Below are 21,163 nucleotides of genomic sequence, written 5' to 3'. Positions count from 1 at the left end.
ACGGGGATATACGGTCACCAATCACCACCGTCAATCAAAAAATGAAAGTTTTTGCAGAAGGATCCTTCGCCATCAGGACCAAAATCAAAAGAAACGGCGGAAAACCACCATTTCTTTTGATTTCATAAAGTTAGCGAATCAGGGGCTTACCTTCTTCGCATCGGCGAGCGCCGGTGTTTCGACCTTGTCACCGACGACGATTCCCAGCTTCTCCGTCAGGCCACCCTGCAGTTCCAGCGTCGCACGCACCGGCCCCTGGCTGCTGATATGGGCAAGGCTGAGGGGGACGGCATTCTCGACGATGGAGGAAATACGGTTATCCATGCCGATAAAAACGATATCCAGCGGCACGAGCGTATGCTGCATCCACATTTCGCTGGGCCGGGGATAGGACCAGACGAAAATCATTCCCCCATCGGCGGGAACAGATTTGCGATACATTTCCCCCACCTGCTGTTCACGGGGGGTCGATGCCTTTTCAACCGAAAACACGTGCCGCACATTGTCATGACCCGTGATGGTCAGCGCAACCTTGGGCAGTTCCGCCTGCGCCTGCGTCGGCTCACCAGTTTCCTGCGCCTGCGTGACAACGGGGGCAAACAGCAGCAGCCCGGTCAGGCACGCGCCAACAATCCGGACGGGGGTCATCACGGATGACTTCATAGATTCTCTCTCCAGCTAAACAGCCCGCAGGGATCAGCGCAGAAAGAGGTTCCCCTGCCGTTCTGCCCCGATCGTCGTGGCCGGTCCATGACCGGGCAGGATCGTGACATCATCCCCCAGCGGAAGCAATTGCCGCACGATCGCCTCCTTCAGGACATCGGCATCGCCATAGGGAAAATCGGTGCGGCCCACCGATCCCTGAAAAAGGGTATCGCCGACAAAGGCAAAGCGAGCCTGCGGATCGAAAAACACGACATGCCCCGGCGTATGGCCCGGCACATGCAGCACCTGGAATTCATGCCCGAGCAGGTCGAGCCGTTCCCCATCGGTCACGAAACGATCCACATGGGCATCCTGCATTCCCTCCACGCCAAAGCGCGCGGCCTGCTGCGTGATGCTGGAGAGGAGAAAGTCATCGCGCGCATCCGGCCCGATCAGCGGAACCTGATGGCCGTCCTGACGTGCCGTCAGCTCATCGCGCAGGGCATCCGCGCCGCCCGCGTGATCGAGATGGCCGTGCGTCAGGAGGATTGCATCCACCGTCAGGTTCCTGTCCGCGATCACCTTCAGCAGACGGGGGACATCCCCCCCCGGGTCCACGACGATCGCATGGCGCGAACGGCGGTCCCACAGGATGGAGCAGTTCTGTGCAAATGCCGTAACCGGGACAACTTCCAGCGCGAGTGAGGATGGCTGCGACATCTCATTACTACTCCTTGCAATCCCGATGGGCGGATGATCCCGTCATTGAGCCACAAACCGGCGGACGGGACCATCGTTTATCAACCGTTTATTAACGGATTTTGGGCAGCGGCCATCCCGTTGCGGGAATATCGAAATGGGAGGCAAGGTTATGATCGGGAATATTGGTCAGGTCCTTGTCCACCGTCTTGACCACGGCGGGACGCGACTCAACGTCCAGATGGGCGGTGATCTGGTGCATCACCTCGCCCGGCGCGGCAATCGCCAGGCCCACGGCTTCCTTCTTGCGCACCGCATCGTTCAGATACGCGGCAATCACCTTGCCATAGGCGCCGTCGCGGGGTGCTTCGGGGCCTTTTGCGTCATCGCTCTTGAGGTGGGCGATGGTCGCCAGCCCGTGTTCCCCATGCTTGAGGATACGCGCATGCAGGCTGTCAGCCACGACATACCAGACGGGATCAATATAGCTCATGAAATGTCAGCTCCTTGATATGGAATGAAACGCGTTACACATGACAGACTTCACGCGTTTGCGAACACACCCGCTGTCAGATAGATATGGACGCTCGGTTTTTCCAGCGGGTGGCGCGTCCATATCCGTGCTGATCGAGTAGCCCTGCCATGACACAGACCCTCACCTCCCACGATCCACTCGACCTTGCCATCGCATGGGCGCGCGCCGGACAGGCCGCCGCACTGGCCTGCGTGACCTCCACTTGGGGCAGTTCGCCACGGCCCGCAGGCAGCATGATGGCGGTCAGCGCAACCGGACGGATCGAGGGATCGGTCAGCGGCGGCTGCGTGGAGGGTGCGGTCATCGCGGAAGCGGCCGAAGTCATGCAGGACGGCCGACCACGCAGCCTGTCCTATGGTGTCTCCAGCGAGGATGCATGGTCCGTCGGACTGGCCTGTGGCGGCCTGCTGGATGTTTATGTCGAATCGATCAGCACGCCCGAAAGGCCGACCGGCACGCTGGAACTGGCGCTGCTTGAACGGCTGTCGGCCCTGCGACAGGCACGCCAGCCCGTGCTTCTGGCCACGCGCCTGTCTGACGGCAGGCATATCGTCCTGACCTGTGGCGATGCGGGCCTGCAGGCACCTGACTGCCTTCCCGAAGATTCCGGCCATGTCGCCTCCCTGTCCGAAAGCGCGCGGCAGGCGTTCCATACCGGTCGCAGCCTGCGACATATCGACACGCAGGCAGAGGAATGGTTCCTTCACCTGATTCCGATGCAGCCACGACTGATGATCGTCGGCGCGGTGCATATCGCGCAGGTGCTGGCGCCGATGGCGCAGACGGCGGGGTTCGCGGTGACGGTGATCGACCCGCGCACGCAGCTTGCCACGGCCGACCGCTTCCCCGGCATCACGCTGGACACGCAGTGGCCGGACGAGGCGCTGGACAGCCTGCATATCGACAACCAGACCGCGATCGTCACGCTGACCCACGACGCCAAGCTGGATGATCCCACCCTGCGCCATGCCCTGCGGGGGGCGGCCTTCTATATCGGTGCCCTCGGCTCGCGCAAGACGCAGGCCTCCCGTCTGGCGCGGCTGAAGGAGGACGGATTTTCCGATGAACAGACTCGCCGTATCCATGGCCCGGTCGGGCTGGCGATCGGCGCGGTGGGGGCTGCGGAAATCGCGCTGTCGATTCTGGCGGAAATTGTCGCCGTGCGCCGTAATGCGCCGCTGGGCCACCATCCCGGCTGGATATGACCGCACGTCATCCCGACGGCATTGACGCCATCGTTCTGGCGGCGGGCCTGTCGCGCCGGACGGCCCCCCGGCACAAGCTGCTGGCCCGCGATACCGACGGCATTCCGATGATTGCCACGACCGTGCGCCGGATACAGGCAGGCAGAGTGGGACGTGTCGTCGTCGTGCTGGGCCATCGCGCGGACGAGATCCGCCATGCGATCCGGTCCCACGCGCTTTCCGGCCGGCCTGCCCCCAGCTTTGTCATCGCGCCCGACCACGAACGGGGCCTGTCCGCCACCCTGCGGGCCGGAATCATGGCGGCACAGGCAGATGGGGCAACGGGCGCCCTGATCTGCCTGGGTGACATGCCCCTGATCCCGACGGCGCTGCTGGATCGTATGATCGCCGCCCATCAGGCGCATCATCCCCCGGCGGTTGTCGTCACGCATGGGGGACGTCGCGGAAACCCTGTCCTGTGGGACAGGCGGATGTTCCCGTCCCTGCTGGGCCTGACGGGGGACGAGGGCGCGCGCGGATTGCTGCGCCAGCACGAAAGGGACCTGCTACGGTTACCGGCGGGCGAGGAAATACACCTCGACTTCGACACGCCTGATCGGCTGGAGCAGTTTTCGCGCCTGTCATTGCCGTCTTGACCTGCCTGCCGGTCATGGCACACAGGACCCGCGACCGGACGGTTTTCCGGAAACATTCCTTCTTCACATGGGAATAATGATCATGAGCAAGATTATCCGCAGCGAATCGAACGACATCCTGTCGAAGGTCGTCGAATATCACGGCTTCCTCTTCACGCAGGGATTCGTCGCCCGTGACCTGTCCGCCGACATCACCGCGCAGACCAAGGACGTGCTGGAACAGATCGATGCCGCGCTGGAGGCCCATGGCACCGACAACACCCGCCTGCTGCAGGCCCAGATCTGGCTGAAGGACATCACCGAACGCGACGCCATGAACAAGGTCTGGAGCGCATGGCTGCCCAAGGGCGGCGCCCCTGCCCGCGCCTGCGTCGAAGCCAAGATGGCCCACCCCGACGTGCGCGTCGAAATCATGATCGTCTGCACGAAATAAGCCGCGTTCGCAGGCCGGAACGAAGGGTGGCGTGGCGCGAATCAACTGTCACATTTATGCCACTCTTTGTTTCTACATGCTGATCTGTCGCTGGTGCGACTCAAGACATAAAGATGTGAAAATCGCCAGAAAAAGCAGATGTTTTTAGTCCGAATAAGGAATTAATTCCTATTTTTTCTTTTTGGCTGGGTCATTCTGCGAAAACTGACTGACTCCCGATCCAGATGTGCCGCTCAGGCTTGTCAGGATTGCAAACAGCTTGCTACTTCACAGGAGCGGGATGCGAATGCCCCCTTACGGCACAACCCAGAGGCGGAGACTTTAAGAGTATGCGGATCGGCAGTCTGAAGCGTGGCTTATACCTATCCGTTCTTACAGCCTCTTTCGGGTTGATGCTTTCCGGCACGACGCAGGCGCGCACCGTTCGCCACTCTGCCACGCGCGTTACGCATACCTCTGCCACCACGCATCACACCACTGCCATCCGTCATGCGGCCACCTATCGCCACTGGCATCATGAAGGTGGCCATGTCATCCAGTGCGTGGCCTTCGCCAAAAGCGCATCAAGCGTCATGATACGCGGCAACGCCGCCGACTGGTGGCACAACGCGGCAGGCCGCTATGCCCGCGGGAACATGCCTGAGGAAGGCAGCGTCCTGAACTTCCGCGCCACGCGTCGCATGCCCCTCGGCCATGTCGCCGTTGTCCGGCAATTGGTGGACAGCCGTACGATCATCATCGACCAGTCACACTGGGGGCAACGCGGCGTAAGCCGGAATGTTCCCGTCATTGACGTGTCGCCCAATAATGACTGGTCTGCAGTGCGCGTTGCCCTGAACAGCCGCAATGGCTCGTTCGGCAGCATCTATCCCACCTATGGCTTCATTTACGGCCGTCCGGACGGCAATGGCCGCAGCCTGAGCAGCCCGATGTCGGGCATGATGACCGCCGCCGCGGATCAGGAAATCGCCCGCACGCCGGTTTCCAGCCGCAAGGGCCGTCACAGCACCACGACCGAAATCGCGGAAGCGCCTGAACCCGTTTCGTCGGCTTCCTCTTCCCTCGCCTTTGATGATGACGCGCCGAACCGTTCCTGGGAATAAGGTCTGACCTTTCTGGCCGGATCTTCATGGCCCGGGCGGAAAGAAGCCTTTAGGACTGTTTGAAAACAACCTTCCGATAATCATAAAAGTTTTTGGGTGCCGCCTTTTTTGGAAAAAGGCGGCGTCTTTTCGAAGCTTTTTGTAAAAAAGCTTCACCAAAAACTTTTATGATTTCAAGGGTTTCTCAATCAGCCCGGCCGTCCCGCGCGGTGATAGGGATGGCCCGTTGCAATGGCACGCGCACGGTATAACTGTTCCGCCAGCAACCCGCGCACCAGCATGTGCGGCCATGTCATCGGTCCCAGCGACAGCGTATCGTCGGCACGTTCCATAACGCAGCTGTCCAGCCCTTCCGCGCCACCGATCAGGAAACAGATCGGCCGCGACAGACCCATCCAGCGTTCCAGCGCCCGGGCGAAGGACAGGCTGTCATGGGCCCGTCCCCCTTCGTCCATTGCCACCACATGCGCCCGCGTCGGCAGTGCCGCCAACAGGGCCTGCCCCTCCCGTCGCTTGATTTCCGCCGTCGCCCCGCGTCCCTCAGGCAGTTCCGTCAGCCTGAGGCGCGGCGAAAGACGTTCGGCGTAACGACTGAACAGATCCTTTTCGACCCGATCCTTCATCCGCCCGATGGCGATCATGTGCAGCAAGGCTACCTAGCCCAGCGGTTCGGCAGATTCCTCTGGCGGGACATCCAGTTCCTTGCCCCACATCCGTTCCAGGCCATACATGGCGCGGGCTTCGGCCTTAAACAGGTGGACAATGATGTCGCCCGCGTCAATCAGCACCCAGTCGGAGCCATTCGCGCCCTCGATCAGGACACGCTTCAGCCCTACCTCGCGCAGCTTGCGTTCGATATGGGAGGCCATGGCCGTGATCTGACGGTCGGCAAGGCCGGTGGCGATCACCATCCGGTCGGCAAACGCGGCACGCCCCGTCAGGTCGAGCACCACGATATCCTCTCCCTTATCATCGGAAAGGCTGTTCGTGATGATTTCCAGATAGGTATCGACCATCGGATCATTCACCGGCTCGCGCCGTCCGGATGCGACAGGACCTGCGACGGCCGCTTTCTTGCGTGGGGTTCCCGGCGCCGTAACCGCGCTGCCCAGGGGGGCAACCGATGCGCCTGCGGTTTTCATGCCCGTACGGCGTTTTGCACCCGTTTCGGCTGAAGGCTTCCTGATGATGGCTCTCACTCCTGTCGGGGTGCCTGCGCATGTCCCCGGACATGATCAGGCCGGGCCTCGGCCCGATGCACGTATTTCTGTCGCTGATATAGCGTTCTGCGGCGCGGGAAGAAAGACCCATACGCATCCTCCCTGCCGCGCCAGTACCGGCGCCTCGCGCGCGGGACGTCGCCACGATGCCATGTACCGCGCGACCCGCCCGTGCAATGCCGCCGGATTGTATCCGGGCCGGGGCAGGATCGCGATCGGCACCAGCTTCATGATGCGTTTCCATCGCCGCCAGCGCGCCATCTGCGCCAGTCCGTCCGCCCCCATCAGCCATACAAAGTGCGCGCGGGGAAAACGTTGCCGCAACTGTGTAATCGTATCGACGGTATAGCGGGTTCCCATGCGGCTTTCGATATCCGTGGCGATGATCCGTCGCCCGAATGGCGCGACACGCCTGCGGGCCTGTTCCAGCCGCTGCGATGCCGGCGCCATGCCCGCCACCGGCTTCAGCGGATTTCCCGGCGACACCAGAAGCCATACCTGATCGAGGCCAAGCTGCCGCAACGCGCGACAGGCCAGCTGTATATGTCCCTCGTGAATCGGGTTGAACGAACCACCCAGCAGCCCGATACACGCGCGCCTGCGGTCGCCATGCACGGGAATCGTGGAAGAAGACGCCCCCATCGGAATGTATCAGGGACGGACCTGTCCGTTGCCGAACACCTCGTAACGGAAGGTGGTCAGCTGCTCCAGCCCGACGGGACCACGGGCATGGAAACGGCCGGTCGCAATCCCGATTTCCGCGCCGAAGCCGAACTCCCCCCCGTCGCAGAACTGGGTGGAGGCATTCCACATGACCACCGCGCTGTCCGTTTCGTTAAGGAAACGGGTGGCCACGGCTTCATCCTCGGTAATGATCGCCTCGGTATGGGAACTGCCATAGCGCACGATATGGGCCAGCGCATCGTCCACCCCGTCCACCACGGCGATGGACATGACCGCATCCAGCCATTCCGTGGCGAAATCCTGCTCCGTCGCGGGGGGCAGGTCCGGCACGATGGCGCGCGCGCGCGCATCGGCGCGGAACGTGCAGCCCTCTGTCGCCAGATCCTCCACCAGTCCGGGCAGCAGGACCGGCGCGATCGCGTTATCGATCAGCAGCGTCTCCGTCGCGCCGCAGATCCCCGTGCGCCGCATCTTGGCATTCAGGACAATGCGCCGCGCCATTTCCAGATCGGCGGCGGCATGGACATAGGTGTGGCACAGCCCTTCGGCATGGGACAGGACCGGCACCCGGGCCTCCCGGCAGACACGCTCGACCAGTGACTTGCCCCCGCGCGGGATCAGCAGATCGATCAGGCCCGATGCCGCCAGCATGTCCGCGACATGGCGACGGTCGGTGTCGGGCGGGATCTGCACCGCATCGACCGGCAGGCCCGCCGCGCGCAGGCCCGCCTGCATCGCCGCATGGATCACGCGCGCGCTGTTGATGCTGTCGGATCCGCCACGCAGGATCACCGCGTTCCCCGACTTGATGCACAGGGCGGCGGCATCCGCGCCGACATTGGGGCGGCTTTCATAAATCATGCCGATCACCCCCACCGGGGTGGCGACACGCCGTATCTTCAGTCCGTTGGGCCGCGTCCATTCCGCCAGGACCCGTCCCAGCGGGTCAGGCAGCTTCGCGACATCCTCCAGCCCCCGGGCCATGGCCTCGATCCGGGCTTCATCAAGGATCAGCCGGTCGCGAAACGACGCAGCGCCCGAAAATGCCGCAACATCACGCGCATTCGCCGCCAGCAGTTCCGCCCTGGCATCGCGCAGGGCCGTCGCCGCATGGCACAGGGCTGCATTACGCTGTTCCGCGCCGGCATGGCCCAGCACGCGTCCCGCGACGCGGGCACGCCGCGCCATGTCCGCGACCGCCGTTATCGCCGTATCCGGGGCCGCCGGGACGCGGGGGGCATGATCCACCGGCGTGGATGTTACGGATGCGCTCATGCCCTTGGTTCCCTGTTCATGCGGTGTGCCGGCAACCGGCGCCGACAGCCGTAACCGCCGGATCAGACGTTGAAACGGAACAGCAGGACATCGCCATCCTGCACCACGTAGTCACGTCCCTCGATTCGCAGCTTGCCCGCCTCTTTTGCGCCGGCTTCGCCATTGCACTGGATATAATCGTCATACGCAACGGTTTCGCAGGCGATGAAGCCGCGTTCAAAGTCATTGTGAATGACGGCGGCCGCCTGCGGGGCGCGCGTCCCGGCCGTGATGGTCCATGCGCGCGTTTCCTTCGGGCCGACCGTGAAATAGGTACGCAGGCCCAGCAGGCGATATCCCGCCGCGATCACACGATCCAGCCCGCTGTCGCTCAGCCCCAGCCCCTCCAGGAACTCGACCCGGTCTTCGGGGCCAAGCTGGCTGACTTCGGCCTCGATCGCGGCGGACACGACCACCATGGCCGCGCCTTCCGCCTCGGCCCGCGCACGGACTCGTTCGGAAAATGCGTTTCCGGTCGCAGCCGATCCCTCGTCCACGTTGCAGACATAGAGCACCGGCTTGGACGTCATCAGGTTCAGACGGCGCACCGCCTCTTCCTGACCGGCCGGAATGGCCGAACGCGCGGGCTTCCCCTCCCGCAGCGCCTCGATCAGGGGTTCCATCAGTTCGACCTGTGCTGCGGCCTCGCGGTCATTGCCACGCGCCTTTTTCTGGAGCGCGACGATCCGCTTCTCCAGCGACTCGAGGTCCGCCAGCATCAGTTCGGTTTCGATGATCTCCGCATCGCGGATGGGATCGACCCCGCCTTCGACATGCGTGATATCGTCATCCTCGAAACAGCGCAGGACGTGGATGATGGCATCCACCTCGCGGATATTGGCAAGGAACTGGTTCCCCAGCCCCTCCCCCCGCGACGCACCGCGCACCAGCCCGGCGATATCGACGAATTCAAGGCTGGTCGGCAGGATTTTCTGGGACTTGCCGATCTGCGCCAGTTTTTCCAGGCGCGGATCGGGAACCGCCACGCGCCCGACATTCGGTTCGATGGTGCAGAAGGGATAATTCGCCGCCTGTGCCGAGGCCGTTTCGGTCAAGGCATTGAACAGCGTGGACTTGCCGACATTCGGCAGCCCCACGATCCCGCAGTTGAAGCCCATATCCCTATTCCCCCGTGTGGCTGGCCATTCTGGTCATGAACAGTTCCGGCTGCCCGTCCGCAAGGAGTGCTGCCGTATCCGACAGCGCGTCGAGCATGGGATCGAGCCACAGCCGGTCATCGCGCGAAAAATCGCCCAGCACATGTCCCGTCACCCGTTCGCGGCTGCCGGGATGGCCGATGCCGATCCGCACGCGCCAGTAATCCTGCGCGCCGAGCATGCGATCCATCGACCGCAGCCCGTTATGTCCCGCCGCCCCGCCACCGCGCTTGACGCGGATACGGCCGGGGGCAAGGTCAAGTTCGTCGTGAAATGCCGTAATAGCATCGATCGACAGCTTGTAAAAAGCCGCCGCCTGCTGAACGCTTTCACCTGAAAGGTTCATATATGTCAGCGGTTTGAGCAGAAGCACCTTGTGCCGTCCGATCCGTCCCTCACTGACTTCGCCGCGAAAGCGCCTGCGCCACGGGGCGAACCCGTGGCGTTCGGCGATCCGGTCAACGGCCATGAACCCGACATTATGGCGATTCCGGCTCATCCCCGGTTCGGGGTTCCCCAATCCGGCCCAGAGGAGCATGGCATCTCTCCAGTCGTATCAGGTTCCGTGATCAGTCGGCGGCCGGGGTTTCGGTTTCTTCCACCGTTTCCTCGACATCGACGGTCGGCGCCGCGATCGTGGCGATGACGAAGTTGGGGATGTGCTGGACCGGGGTCACGTGTTCCGTGCCCTTCAGGTCTTCCCAACGCACGTTGTCATGGATGTCGAGCTTCGACAGGTCCGCGCTGAAGCCTTCGGGCATGTTGGCGGGGTCGGCCACGACGTCCACGGTGTGACGCACGATGTTCAGCACGCCACCACGCTTGATGCCGGGGGAGGTTTCTTCGCCGGTGAAGGTGATGGCAACTTCCACATGCACCTTCTGCCCTTCGGCAAGGCGCTGGTAATCCACATGCAGCGGGGCATCGGACACCGGATGCAGCTGGATTTCACGCAGAAGGGCGTGTTCCGTCTTGCTGCCGTCGATGGAGATGTCATAGATGCGCGAACGCCAGCCCGGCTTGTGCAGTTCGCGCGCAACGATGCGCGGGTCCAGCGCGATCAGCGCGGCTTCCTGCTTGCCACCATAAATAACGCCCGGCACCAGCCCGGCACGTCTCGTCGCCCGCGCTGCCCCCTTACCAGCCTTCGCGCGCGAAGAAACATCGATTTTCGTGAATTTGGTCACTTGTCTGCTCCTGAAACACAAGGCGCGTCGGCCTCCAGGGGTGCCGAACGCGTGCGCGGCCTTTAACGGAAAAGGCCGGCGGATGCAACGCCGGCAATCACTTTTACCGCCCCGCCCCCGCGCGGACAGGCTTCAGGCAGCGGGGTTCAGGAAACGGCGGTCAGGTCCCACGGCTTCCCGTTACCGGCGGGCTGCGCCCACATCGGGGTCGCATTGGGCAGACGCACGTTGGGCTTCAGCCCCATCGCCGCGCGCAGGGCGCGGAACATGCCGCCATGACATACCACCAGCGGCGTGCCGGGGGCCTCCGTCGCGCGATTGATGGCCGATACCGCGCGCTCACGCAGCTCGGCAAAGCTTTCCCCGTCCACCGGGGTATATTCACCGGCGATCCAGCTATCGTACCAGTGGCCCATCGGCTTGCCTTCCTGGTCGCCGAAACAGACTTCCTTCAGCCCGTCATCAAGCTGCACCTGAAACAGCGGCGCACCATGGGCGGCCATGACCTCGGCCACGATTTCGGCCGTCCGGCGCGCGCGGCCCAGCGGGGAGGAGACGATGCGCGCGATCGGATGTTCCGCCAGATGACGCACCAGCACCAGACCGGCCTGCCGGGCCTGTTCCACCCCGGTGGAATTGAGCGGGATGTCGGTCCGGCCCTGCGAACGCCCCTCGGCGTTCCAGTCCGTCTCTCCATGTCGCAGATACCAGTATGGCCGGGCGAGCAGGTCCGTCATTAAATGACTCCTTCTTGATTGGCTTTCCCGGCGATAGCCGCGACGGGCCACAGGGTCAATCCCGCGACACACTATGACATAAATCGGGGAACCCGTAAGTCCCCGGCCCGTCACGCCGGATTTCAGTCAAACAGCGACGACACCGAACTTTCGTCCGATACCGCGCGCATGGCGCGCGACAGCAGGTTCGCCGTGCTGATCTGGCGGATGTTGTGCGACTGGCGCACGTCTTCCGTCTTTACGATGCTGTCGGTCAGGGTAAGCATCTGCAGCGGCGACTGTCCGATGCGGCTGACCGCGCCGCCCGTCAGGACGCCATGGGTGACATAGGCCTCCACCGCCGCGGCGCCATGGCGCATCAGGGCCTCGGCCGCATTGCACAGTGAACCGCCGCTATCGACGATATCATCGACCAGGACGCAGTACCGTCCCCGCACGTCGCCGATCACGTTCATCACTTCGGATACGCCCGCGCGCTCGCGCCGCTTGTCGATGATGGCAAGGTCCACATTCAGGCGCTGCGCCAGTTGCCGCGCGCGCACGACGCCGCCCACGTCGGGGGAGACGATCATCAGGTTGTGCGGGCCGCCGGGGATGTTCATGTCCGGCGCGTCATAGGGCAGCGGTGCCTCCAGCCCCATGCGCCCCTTGATGTCGCGCGTGAACAGGGGGGCGGCGTACAGGTTGTCGACGGGAATGTCGAAAAAGCCCTGGATCTGCATGGCATGCAGATCCATCGTCAGGATGCGGTTCGCCCCGGCCTCGACCAGGATGTTGGCGACTAGCTTCGCGCTGATGGGGGTGCGGGGACCGGATTTGCGGTCCTGCCGGGCATACCCGAAATAGGGCATGACCGCCGTGATGCGCCGTGCCGACCCGCGACGCAGCGCATCGAGCATGATCAGCAGTTCCATCAGGTTGTCATTGGTGGGCGAACAGGTGCTCTGGATGACAAAGACATCCTCGCCACGCACATTTTCATGGATCTCGACAAAGATTTCCATGTCGGCGAAGCGACGCACGGTCACGTCGCACAGGGGCATTCCCAGTTCGACCGCAACTTTTTCAGCAAGGGGCAGATTACTGTTACAGGCGACGATTTTCATCTTGCGACGTTCCCAGACGACATGAGGCGAAGCGACCGTGGATGACCACTTCCATTTCCATGGACCGGGCGCGTTCTAGCAATCGCGCCAGTTCCTGTCACCACCACACCGCAACGAACCACCACCCGAAGACGTCAGGGCGGACCTGCGCGGGACACACGTGCCCGCGACGTGTCGTGACGGCCACACCCTGTGCGTTCATGACCTGCGCGGCGGCAGCGTCACGCCCGGCAGCTTCCTGCGTACCGGCGTCGTTGCGGGTGCGGCCTCGGCAGCCGGCTGCTGCGGGACAATATCCTGTGGCGGGGCCGAAACGGGGCGCGCGGCGACAGATGTGGCGGAAGACGAGGCCACCGCCGGGGCCGCAGGAGCCTGTGTCGAAGATGGAGACGACGGCATCGTGGACGGCGCGCGCGCGACTGACGGCGTGGCGGCTACCGACGACGCAGTCCCGACAGGCGCGGATTCCACGGCTGCGGCAGGCGGGGCCTTTACTACTGGCGTCGCCACCGCGGGAGACGGGGATGGCGGCGGGACCGATGCGGTGGATGTCGTGACGGGCGTTGTTGTAACGGGTGACGTCGGAACGGACGATATCGGGGTTGGCGGTACCGGAGAGGTTGATACTGGAGATGTTGATGCCGGGAATGTCGATACCGGGGCGGACGACACGGCCGCAGGCGCATGCGACAGCGGCGCATTCCGGCTCAAACGGGCATCGGAAGCGTCAGAGGCCGGCATGACGGCAGGCGCCACGGCAGCCGGCGCGGCCGATTTTACCCCCGCCGGTTTCGATGCCTGCGCCGGCGCGGCAGTAGCAGTGGCGGCCAGTGGCACATTATCCCGCCCTGAATAACGCGAAATGATCTGGCGGACGCCGCCCGCGGCTTCCTCGCCCGCGGCTTCGGCCGCGTCACCCCATTTGCCATCAAGCGTATGGGCCGCGATATCGTGGATCTGCGTGGCGGCACCCGCTTCCTTGCCGTGGGAATCCACCACGCGCCATGTCAGCGTCAGCCGCTGTCGCGCGGGACCCGATGCCGGCAGCTGCGTCACGACAACCGTACATCCGACCGAAAAATCGGCCCCTGACTGCGAATGCTGGATCTGGTCATGCGCATCGCGCAACGATGCGACGAACGCCCGCGACAGCATCGCGTTCCCGTCGCCCGGCGCGCCCTTCACCCCCTGGAAAAACACATGGGCCGGACGGTTCTTCAGGCTGTGGGGATCGCTCTGCATCTGGGCGGCCTGAATGCCGGTCAGCAGGGCTGCGACCTCGGGCGCGGCCTGCATGGCGGAGGCCTGCATCACCGCCTCCGTCCCGGCGGACCATGACGCGGCGGGTATGGGCGCGCCCGTCGTCTCGCCGCGCACCTCGCCCTTGGGGGTGATGACGGCATAGGTCGGGATGACCTGATTCCCCTGCAGGGTGGCGGTCATGCGCAACCACCAGTCGCCACTTTTCGCCGGTTGCCCCACGGCGGGTACCGACTGGTCCAGCATGGCGGCGACCATGTCCTTCTGCCATGTCTGCGCGGCCATGCTGACCAGCAGCGCCTGCGTCGGCTGCGGCACGGCAAGGCGGGCGGGCGGCGCATTGGAAAGCTGCGACAGCCCCCTGCGCTGGAATGGATGCGGCACGTCAAGGCACCCGGCAAGAAGACACAGGCCCGACATCGTCAGGGCCATCATGCTATGCCTGAAAAACTTTCCCCTCATGCCGGCATCATACATGGGCGCATGAAATTACCGAAATCTGGTGGCCGATCGCCCCCCCGCCCGCCAGCGTGCGGCGACGATGGCTGAAAAACCGTTCCTCGTCCCCAAGCGTATCCACGCCCAGCGCCGTGGCCTGTCCCACGCCCGCGCGCCGCAGGCGCGCGACGCAATAGGCGGGCAGGTCGAACTGGTAGTGCCCGGCCCTGTGGCCGGACGTGAAAAACGGCGTGGCCGCATCATCCAGCGCCAGCACGGCGTCACGCATGTCGGCCCCCACCTCGTAACTGTCGCGCGTGATGCAGGGCCCGACGACCGCGCGGATATCAGATGCAACGCCACCCAGTTCGACCATCGCGGCCACCGTGGCCTCCAGCACGCCCGCCGCCGCCCCGCGCCATCCGGCATGGGCGGCCCCCACCACGCAACCACGCCCGTCGGAAAACAGCACCGGCGCGCAATCGGCGGTGATGACGCCCAGCGCCAGTCCCGGACGGGCGCATACCATGGCATCGGCGCGCGCGCCCTCGCCCGACGCCCACGGGGCGGTGACACGGACCACCTCCGTGCCATGCACCTGCGTCACGCCAAGCAGGCAGTCGGGGGACATCCCGATCGCCCGCGCGACACGTGCCCGGTTTTCACGCAGCGCCGCCGGATCGTCGCCACTGCGCATGGAACAGTTCAGCGAGGCATAAGGCCCCTGCGACACGCCCCCCAGCCGGGTGAAAAACCCATGTGGCGCGGCATGCAGCGCCCCGGCCCGAAGTATCGGTCCCTCCAGCTGATCCTGCCCGTGCTTCTGCGTCATCTCCATCCGCGTCACCCTTCCCCTGCCCGGTCGCGGTGTTGTCCCATGCCGGCATGATCGGGGGCAAGCGGGGTCACGCCCTCGAACCCCGCGACCTCCTTCACATCCGGCGCTGTCATGGCCATGACGCGGAACAGTCCCCCCATCCGGTCCGGGGCCGCAAGGCGCTGCGCCGCCTCGCTGATCTGGCGGGCCACGTCCCCGGGCTGGTTGCGGGCCAGTTGCGCCGCGCGTGGAAACAGGCCCAGCGCGGAAAGGAACGCCCCCTGCGTCACGCTGCCCCATGTGGCGCATCCCCCTTCGCGCGCGGCAATCGCCAGCGCGGCGAAATCCACATGCGCCGTCAGGTCCGCCATGCCCGGTCGCGCCAGCGGCCATGCCGGACGCCCGTCGCACAGGGCCTGCAGCGTGTCGCCCCATCCGGGGCCATCATACCCGTAATCGATGAACAGGGCGACGCCATCGCCATGCGACAGCCGCGCGCCAAGCTGCCGCGCGATGGAAAGTGCTCCTTCGCAGATTTCCAGCACCTCCCCCTCGGGCACGTCGCGGGTGGCAGGCGGGCCGGAAGCGGGAAGGTCCGTGGCGGGACGTGTCACGAACACCTCCCCCGCCACCATGCGTTCGTCCCAGCCATCGGCGGTCCGCACGAACTGCCGGATGGGCAGGGCGTCAAGGAATTCGTTGGCGATGAAAACCAGCGGACCGGGCGGCAGGTCGGGGACGGCATCCAGCCAGACGGGTGCCACGACATCCGCATGCGCCGCCAGCGCCGTGGCCTGCGCCTGTCGCAGCCGGGGCGATGTTTCCACCATATGCACCCGCGCCGCCGCGTAACAGGCGGGCGCCACACGTGACAGCAGGCGCAGCGCGTCCGCCATCAGCGTCCCGCGCCCCGGTCCCGCCTCCGCCAGAATGAAAGGATCGGGCGCGCCCATGCGCTGCCATGTCACCGCGACCCACGCGCCCAGAAGCTCCCCAAACATCTGCGAAATTTCAGGGGACGTAATGAAGTCCGCAAAGGGATCACGGCTGCTGTAATACGCCGCGTTCGCGCGGGCCATGAAATGGTCGAGCCTGATGGCGGCATCCCGCGTCATCAGGCCGCCTCCTCCTCATCCATGGCGAAATCCGGGGGCATCAGTTCCGTGCGGGCCGGACGCAGGCAGGCATTGAGCATCAGGCCCAGCCCGCCGATCGCCATGGGAATGCACAGCACCTGCCCCATCGTCACGCCGAAAGGCAGGAAGCCGATAAAGGAATCCGGTTCGCGGAACAGTTCGCAGATGCTGCGCGCGATGGCATAGCCGAACAGGAACAGCCCGGCGAGGAAGCCGGGATGTTCGCGCACCTTCAGGCTGCGCGATACCACCCACATCACCGTAAAGAGGACCAGCCCCTCGGCGAATGCCTCGTACAGTTCGGAAGGATGCCGCGGTATCGGTCCTGCGTCGGGAAAGATCATCGCCCACGGCAGGCTGGCCGGGGCCTCGCGCCCCCACAGTTCGCCATTGATGAAATTCGCGACCCGTCCCAGCCCCAGACCGATCGGCACAACGGTGGTGATACGGTCCGAAAAGCCAAGGAAGCTGAGGTTGTTGCGCCATGTAAAGACAATCAGCGCGATGATGACACCCGCCGCCCCGCCGTGAAACGACATTCCCCCATGCCAGACCTGAAGGATCGCCAGCGGGTGGGACAGGTAATATCCCGGCTGATAGAACACGATGTATCCCAGCCGCCCGCCCAGCACGACGCCCAGCGTCGCCCATGTCAGGAAATCATCGACCTGCAGCGCGGTGGCAGCACGCGGCGGCAGCGCCACCAGACGCCGCGCCACCCGCCATCCGACCACCAGCGCGACGATGTACGCCATCGCGTACCACCGCAGGCCGAACGGCCCGAAATGCACCATGACCGGGTCAAATTGCGGAAACATCAGGACAGGCAGCATGAAGCGACTTTCGCAATCGGGAATTTCCAGGCACGGGGCATGGACCCGCCCTGCGGCGGGGCATCACCCCTTTACGCGTCGCCTCAGGCTTTAGACATATGGATCATCGGCGGCAAGGTAGTCATGGATATAGCGCCTGACCCCCTCTTCCAGCGTGACGAAGGGCTGGTCGTATCCCGCCGTGCGCAGCCGCGCCATGTCGGCACAGGTATAGGACTGGTACTGTCCGTGCAGGGCGGCCGGCATGTCGATGAATTCGACCCGTCGCGCGACCTCGGCCGCGTCACAGACCGCATAGGCCAGATCCAGACAGGTCCGCGCCACGCCCGTCCCGCAGTTGAACACGCCATGTACATGCTGGTGATCCAGCAGCCACAGCATCACCGCGACCGCGTCACCCACCCAGATGAAATCGCGCGCCTGATGCCCGTCGGGCAGGCCCGGCCTGTCGGAACGGAACAGGCGGGGTGCCCGGCCGGCGCGCACGTCCTCGTACTTCCCGTGGACGAGGGAGATCATCGGTCCCTTATGATATTCATTGGGGCCATAGACGTTGAAGAATTTCAGTCCCGCCCATGACAGTCCCTGCAGGTCCCCCTGCGCCAGCCGGCGCATCAGGGTGCAGTCAAAGGCGTATTTGGACCACCCGTACAGATTGAGCGGCCGCAGCCCCTCCAGCCGGGCGGGATCATCGGAAAACATTTCCATCCTGTCGGCCGCGCCATAAGTGGCGGCGGAAGAGGCATAGATGAAACGCACCTCCTCGCGCGCGCACCATTCCATCAGCCGTATCGAAAGGTCCACGTTGGTCCGCCACACCAGGTCCCCGTCGGTGGCCATGGTCTCGCTGATGGCACCAAGGTGGAAGACCGCCGTGACGTCCGGACGGCTGGCAAGGAAGGCATCGAGGTCCTGTGGCGCGATCAGGAAATCGGGCACGTGCTTGCGCAGGTTGCGCCATTTCCCGACATTTCCCAGGGAATCCACGATGGCTGTCTGCTCACCGCGCGCATGCAGCGCCTTGTGCAGGCATGATCCGATGAAACCCGCGCCACCCGTAATGATAATCATGAACCCCAAAATCCCGTACGTCCGCGAAACGACGCCAACATGCCACAAACATGCAAATGCAAGGGAGACAAACTTTGTCACATCGTGCTGCATTGCGTGACAGCCGCGCGGGAATGACGCGTGTGGATGGCTCTGGCGCGTGGATGCGTCTATACTTGCGCGCCACACGTCGCGACGCGGCGTGCCAGTCCCATTTCCGGCCCATGCCCAAGGAGTTACGCGCGATGTCCGTCCGACCACGCATTTTTGATGATCTTGCCGGTGTTGCCGGTGGTGCCTTTTCCGCCCTGTCCGGCGTGCGCGAGGAAATCGGCGCGATGGTCCGCGCCCGCGTTGACGAGGCCATGGCGAACCTGAACCTTGTCCGCCGCGACGAATTCGAGGTGGTGCGCGAAATGGCCACGCGCGCGCGAATCGCGCAGGAAGCGACCGACAGGCAGATCGCCGCCCTTGAAGCCCGCATCGCCGATCTTGAGGCGAGCATGACAACGCCGTCCGCCACCTCCTACAACGGCTGAATGCACCAGCACGGGCAGGCTGGCGGGCATGCCCGTGGGAGCGGCGGCATCGCGCGCCCTCCCGACCGCCACGATGCGTAATTCGTCCCCACCCGTCGCCACAGGCTTGCCACCACGGCCGTACCAGCCATAGGGTTGCCGTTACGTCTCCTCCCACAGGGGGAGGCGGGTTGCAGACGCCCGGGATCCGGAAATACCGGATTCCCTCCACGACGGCTTCGGGGAGTCCCACAATGCCTGCCTTGAATTTCACGACATCGCCCAAGGACTCCAACCCGCTCGATCTGATGGAACAGATCGTGGGGGGCTATGAATGGGCATTCGATCGCCGCAACGATTCGGAAATGGCGGCCGAGGCACCGGGAAAATGGTGCGATTACGGCCTGTTCTTTTCCTGGTCGCGCGAAGTCAGCGCGATGCATTTCACCTGCACGTTCGACCTGAAGGTTCCACCCGTGCAGCGACGCAACCTGTTTGAACTGGTCGCACTGGCCAATGAACGCCTGTGGATCGGGCATTTCGGCATGGACCTCGACAATGGCATGCCGCTGTTCCGCCATGCGGTCCTGCTGCGCGGGGCGCCGGGGGCCTCGGTCGAAAGCCTTGAGGACATGATCGATATCGCCCTGACGGAATGCGAACGTTTCTACCCCGCGTTCCAGTTCGTCCTGTGGGGCGGCAAGTCCCCCACCGAGGCGCTGGAGGCCGCGATGCTTGACTGCGCGGGAATGGCCTGATGGCAGCGACGGATACGCCCCCCCTTCCCTCCATCCTGCTGATCGGATGCGGGAAGATGGGCGGCGCGATGCTGCAGGGATGGCTGGCGGAGGGGCTTGCCCCCTCCGTCATCGTGGACCGCCACCGCGACAGCGTGCCTGCGCCGCACCGGCTGGTCCGCGACGTGACGGACCTGCCCGCCGATTTTCAGCCCGACCTCATCATCCTTGCCATGAAACCGCAGAAGGTGGCGGCCGCCCTTGCCGCCATCGCCCCGTATGCCCTGCATGCGCCGGTCCTGTCGGTGCTGGCGGGCAGGACGGTTCATGGCCTGACGGAAGGGCTCGCCGCCCATATGCCGCCCGGCGCCCGGCCGCTTGTCATCCGTTCCATGCCCAATACCCCGGCGGCGGTAGGCGAAGGGATGACCGTTTCCTACGCGCCGCCACAGGCAACGCCACGACAGCGCGCCATGTGCGACCGGGTCCTGTCGGCCGTTGGCGAGACCGCATGGGTGGAACATGAAGACCAGATCGACATCGTGACCGCAATTTCCGGCAGCGGTCCGGCCTATGTCTTCCTGCTGGCGGAACTTCTTGAAGACGTTGGCGTAGGAGAGGGGCTGCCGCCCGCCCTTGCCCGGCAGATCGCGCGCAAGACGGTGTCCGGCGCGGGCGCGCTGATGCAGCAAAGCGGGACGGAGGCCGCGCAGCTGCGGCGCAACGTCACCAGTCCCGGCGGCACCACGCAGCAGGCGCTGTCCATCCTGATGGCGCCCGACGCATGGCCCGCCACGCTGCGCGCGGCGATCCGCGCGGGGACGAAGCGGGCGCGCGAACTTGCATCCTGAAGCACGCGGAATATAACGGCGGCATACCCGGCGGAACCTTTCGCCACCCCAGTCTGCGCCTGTCCCGCGTTTCGCGGGCGTGGTGCGCCTTGGCAACAAGACATCCGGAAGATCGTGATTTCCATGGACAACGACCAGTTTGACGATGCCCTTCTCCGCTCTGCCATGGAGCGTGCCGCGCTGTATGGATGGCGACGGCTGACGGTTGTCGATGCCGCGCGCGACGCGGGGCTGAGTCTGGATGTCGCGCGCAAGCGTTTTCCGTTCAAGGCCAGTATCCTGCTGACGCTCGGTCGGCTGGCGGACGAGGCTGCGCTGGTTGATGACGGCTCCACCGGCACGCCCCGCGAAAAGCTTTTCGATCTGCTGATGCGGCGGCTGGACGTGTTCCAGCAGTACCGCGCCGGCGTCCGCGCGGCCCTGCGCGCGCTGCCGTTCGATCCGCCGCTGGCACTGTTGCTGGGTGGGGCGACGATGGAAAGCATGAAATGGATGCTTGGCGCTGCGGGACTGGATATCAGCGGCGTGGCAGGCGCGCTGCGGGTTCAGGCGTTGCTTGGGGCATGGACCGTGACATTGCGGGCATGGGACAAGGACGACAGCCTGGACATGGGCACGACGATGGCGGCACTCGACAAGGCGCTGGACAAGGCCCTGCGCTTCAGCGCCCTGCCAGGCATCGGCAAGGCCGCGGCGGCATCGGGCGAAACGCAGGCACCTGCCGGGCACGATTTCTCCACCGATCCGAGCGTGGATCTTCCACTCGAACCCCTGGCCTGAAAAACGGATCTTCTGGTCCGCCAGAATGCTGTTGCCCCTTTACGGGAGCCCTCGTCCCGCTCTAGAAGGGCGGCAGCAGCCAC

Annotated in this window: 25 protein-coding genes; 8 read left to right on the top strand and 17 right to left on the bottom strand. The window is 64.5% G+C overall.

From position 1 onward, the window contains the following. Positions 1-138: 138 nt before the first annotated feature. The 3 genes from NJLHNGOC_RS06250 to NJLHNGOC_RS06240 form a co-directional block, all read right to left on the bottom strand. Positions 139-648 (bottom strand): DUF192 domain-containing protein, encoded by a 510-nt coding sequence (locus NJLHNGOC_RS06250; RefSeq protein ID WP_113595591.1) that lies wholly within the window; start codon positions 646-648, stop codon positions 139-141. Between the two features lie 48 nt (positions 649-696). Further along, positions 697-1,365, bottom strand: a complete 669-nt coding sequence (locus NJLHNGOC_RS06245) for an MBL fold metallo-hydrolase (protein WP_113595590.1) — start codon at positions 1,363-1,365, stop codon at positions 697-699. Between the two features lie 91 nt (positions 1,366-1,456). Continuing rightward, positions 1,457-1,837, bottom strand: a complete 381-nt coding sequence (locus tag NJLHNGOC_RS06240; RefSeq protein WP_113595589.1) for a host attachment protein — start codon at positions 1,835-1,837, stop codon at positions 1,457-1,459. A 149-nt stretch (positions 1,838-1,986) separates the two neighbouring features. Here NJLHNGOC_RS06240 and NJLHNGOC_RS06235 point away from each other — a divergent pair, with 149 nt between their 5' ends. The 4 genes from NJLHNGOC_RS06235 to NJLHNGOC_RS06220 all read left to right on the top strand — a co-directional run bounded on the left by NJLHNGOC_RS06235 (position 1,987) and on the right by NJLHNGOC_RS06220 (position 5,255). After that, positions 1,987-3,084, top strand: coding sequence for an XdhC family protein (locus NJLHNGOC_RS06235; protein WP_113595588.1), 1,098 nt, complete (start codon positions 1,987-1,989; stop codon positions 3,082-3,084). Continuing rightward, a complete protein-coding gene (locus NJLHNGOC_RS06230) occupies positions 3,081-3,719 on the top strand; it encodes a nucleotidyltransferase family protein (protein WP_113595587.1) in 639 nt (212 codons plus the stop codon). Before NJLHNGOC_RS06235 ends, NJLHNGOC_RS06230 begins: the two co-directional genes overlap by 4 nt. Positions 3,720-3,801: 82 nt before the next feature. Continuing rightward, entirely contained in the window at positions 3,802-4,152 is a 351-nt protein-coding gene (locus NJLHNGOC_RS06225; RefSeq protein ID WP_110528450.1) for a RidA family protein, read from the top strand. A 329-nt stretch (positions 4,153-4,481) separates the two neighbouring features. Beyond that, a complete protein-coding gene (locus tag NJLHNGOC_RS06220; RefSeq protein WP_206059726.1) occupies positions 4,482-5,255 on the top strand; it encodes a CHAP domain-containing protein in 774 nt (257 codons plus the stop codon). 188 nt (positions 5,256-5,443) lie between these two features. Here the strand turns inward: NJLHNGOC_RS06220 and NJLHNGOC_RS06215 are convergent, their stop codons facing one another. From NJLHNGOC_RS06215 to rfaD, 14 genes are all read right to left on the bottom strand, one after another. Then, the gene (locus NJLHNGOC_RS06215) at positions 5,444-5,896 is read right to left on the bottom strand and encodes a 23S rRNA (pseudouridine(1915)-N(3))-methyltransferase RlmH (RefSeq protein ID WP_206059727.1); all 453 of its coding nucleotides are present in this window, start codon (positions 5,894-5,896) and stop codon (positions 5,444-5,446) included. Positions 5,897-5,911: 15 nt separating this feature from the next. After that, positions 5,912-6,397: a ribosome silencing factor gene (gene rsfS / locus NJLHNGOC_RS06210; protein WP_110527671.1), complete on the bottom strand. Its 486-nt coding sequence runs from the start codon at positions 6,395-6,397 to the stop codon at positions 5,912-5,914. A gap of 93 nt (positions 6,398-6,490) precedes the next feature. After that, positions 6,491-7,117 (bottom strand): nicotinate-nucleotide adenylyltransferase, encoded by a 627-nt coding sequence (locus tag NJLHNGOC_RS06205; protein ID WP_113595584.1) that lies wholly within the window; start codon positions 7,115-7,117, stop codon positions 6,491-6,493. A gap of 9 nt (positions 7,118-7,126) precedes the next feature. Next, on the bottom strand, positions 7,127-8,434 hold the full coding sequence (locus tag NJLHNGOC_RS06200) for a glutamate-5-semialdehyde dehydrogenase (RefSeq protein ID WP_113595583.1): 1,308 nt from the start codon (positions 8,432-8,434) through the stop codon (positions 7,127-7,129). A 62-nt stretch (positions 8,435-8,496) separates the two neighbouring features. After that, entirely contained in the window at positions 8,497-9,591 is a 1,095-nt protein-coding gene (gene ychF, locus NJLHNGOC_RS06195) for a redox-regulated ATPase YchF (protein ID WP_113595582.1), read from the bottom strand. A gap of 4 nt (positions 9,592-9,595) precedes the next feature. Beyond that, positions 9,596-10,168: an aminoacyl-tRNA hydrolase gene (gene pth / locus NJLHNGOC_RS06190; RefSeq protein WP_110527680.1), complete on the bottom strand. Its 573-nt coding sequence runs from the start codon at positions 10,166-10,168 to the stop codon at positions 9,596-9,598. 31 nt (positions 10,169-10,199) lie between these two features. Then, positions 10,200-10,817, bottom strand: coding sequence for a 50S ribosomal protein L25/general stress protein Ctc (locus tag NJLHNGOC_RS06185; protein ID WP_113595581.1), 618 nt, complete (start codon positions 10,815-10,817; stop codon positions 10,200-10,202). Between the two features lie 146 nt (positions 10,818-10,963). Then, on the bottom strand, positions 10,964-11,554 hold the full coding sequence (locus NJLHNGOC_RS06180; RefSeq protein WP_110527686.1) for a histidine phosphatase family protein: 591 nt from the start codon (positions 11,552-11,554) through the stop codon (positions 10,964-10,966). Positions 11,555-11,676: 122 nt separating this feature from the next. Next, positions 11,677-12,660 carry a ribose-phosphate pyrophosphokinase gene (locus NJLHNGOC_RS06175; protein WP_113595580.1) on the bottom strand — a complete coding sequence of 328 codons (984 nt, stop codon included), beginning with the start codon at positions 12,658-12,660 and terminating at the stop codon, positions 11,677-11,679. Positions 12,661-12,858: 198 nt separating this feature from the next. Beyond that, on the bottom strand, positions 12,859-14,355 hold the full coding sequence (locus NJLHNGOC_RS16140) for a hypothetical protein (RefSeq protein ID WP_206059725.1): 1,497 nt from the start codon (positions 14,353-14,355) through the stop codon (positions 12,859-12,861). A gap of 34 nt (positions 14,356-14,389) precedes the next feature. Further along, entirely contained in the window at positions 14,390-15,190 is an 801-nt protein-coding gene (gene pgeF, locus NJLHNGOC_RS06165; protein ID WP_239021365.1) for a peptidoglycan editing factor PgeF, read from the bottom strand. An 11-nt stretch (positions 15,191-15,201) separates the two neighbouring features. Continuing rightward, positions 15,202-16,290 carry a class I SAM-dependent methyltransferase gene (locus tag NJLHNGOC_RS06160; RefSeq protein WP_113595578.1) on the bottom strand — a complete coding sequence of 363 codons (1,089 nt, stop codon included), beginning with the start codon at positions 16,288-16,290 and terminating at the stop codon, positions 15,202-15,204. Next, positions 16,290-17,144, bottom strand: a complete 855-nt coding sequence (gene lgt, locus NJLHNGOC_RS06155) for a prolipoprotein diacylglyceryl transferase (protein WP_113595577.1) — start codon at positions 17,142-17,144, stop codon at positions 16,290-16,292. Before lgt ends, NJLHNGOC_RS06160 begins: the two co-directional genes overlap by 1 nt. A gap of 90 nt (positions 17,145-17,234) precedes the next feature. Then, complete coding sequence (rfaD, locus tag NJLHNGOC_RS06150; protein WP_113595618.1) at positions 17,235-18,215, bottom strand: ADP-glyceromanno-heptose 6-epimerase; 981 nt, start codon at positions 18,213-18,215, stop codon at positions 17,235-17,237. 224 nt (positions 18,216-18,439) lie between these two features. On the opposite strand from rfaD, the gene NJLHNGOC_RS06145 reads away from it, so the two are divergent. The 4 genes from NJLHNGOC_RS06145 to NJLHNGOC_RS06130 all read left to right on the top strand — a co-directional run bounded on the left by NJLHNGOC_RS06145 (position 18,440) and on the right by NJLHNGOC_RS06130 (position 21,080). After that, a complete protein-coding gene (locus NJLHNGOC_RS06145; RefSeq protein WP_113595576.1) occupies positions 18,440-18,733 on the top strand; it encodes an accessory factor UbiK family protein in 294 nt (97 codons plus the stop codon). Between the two features lie 233 nt (positions 18,734-18,966). Then, entirely contained in the window at positions 18,967-19,470 is a 504-nt protein-coding gene (locus NJLHNGOC_RS06140; protein ID WP_110527696.1) for a type III secretion system chaperone family protein, read from the top strand. Continuing rightward, positions 19,470-20,300, top strand: coding sequence for a pyrroline-5-carboxylate reductase (proC, locus tag NJLHNGOC_RS06135; RefSeq protein ID WP_113595575.1), 831 nt, complete (start codon positions 19,470-19,472; stop codon positions 20,298-20,300). Before NJLHNGOC_RS06140 ends, proC begins: the two co-directional genes overlap by 1 nt. 123 nt (positions 20,301-20,423) lie before the next feature. Beyond that, entirely contained in the window at positions 20,424-21,080 is a 657-nt protein-coding gene (locus NJLHNGOC_RS06130; RefSeq protein ID WP_113595574.1) for a TetR family transcriptional regulator, read from the top strand. Positions 21,081-21,163: the final 83 nt, after the last annotated feature.

Source organism: Novacetimonas cocois (genome assembly GCF_003311635.1).
GTDB lineage: Bacteria > Pseudomonadota > Alphaproteobacteria > Acetobacterales > Acetobacteraceae > Novacetimonas > Novacetimonas cocois.
The sequence above is the reverse complement of the archived record's forward strand: the minus strand, read 5'-3'. Positions and strand labels throughout refer to the sequence as shown.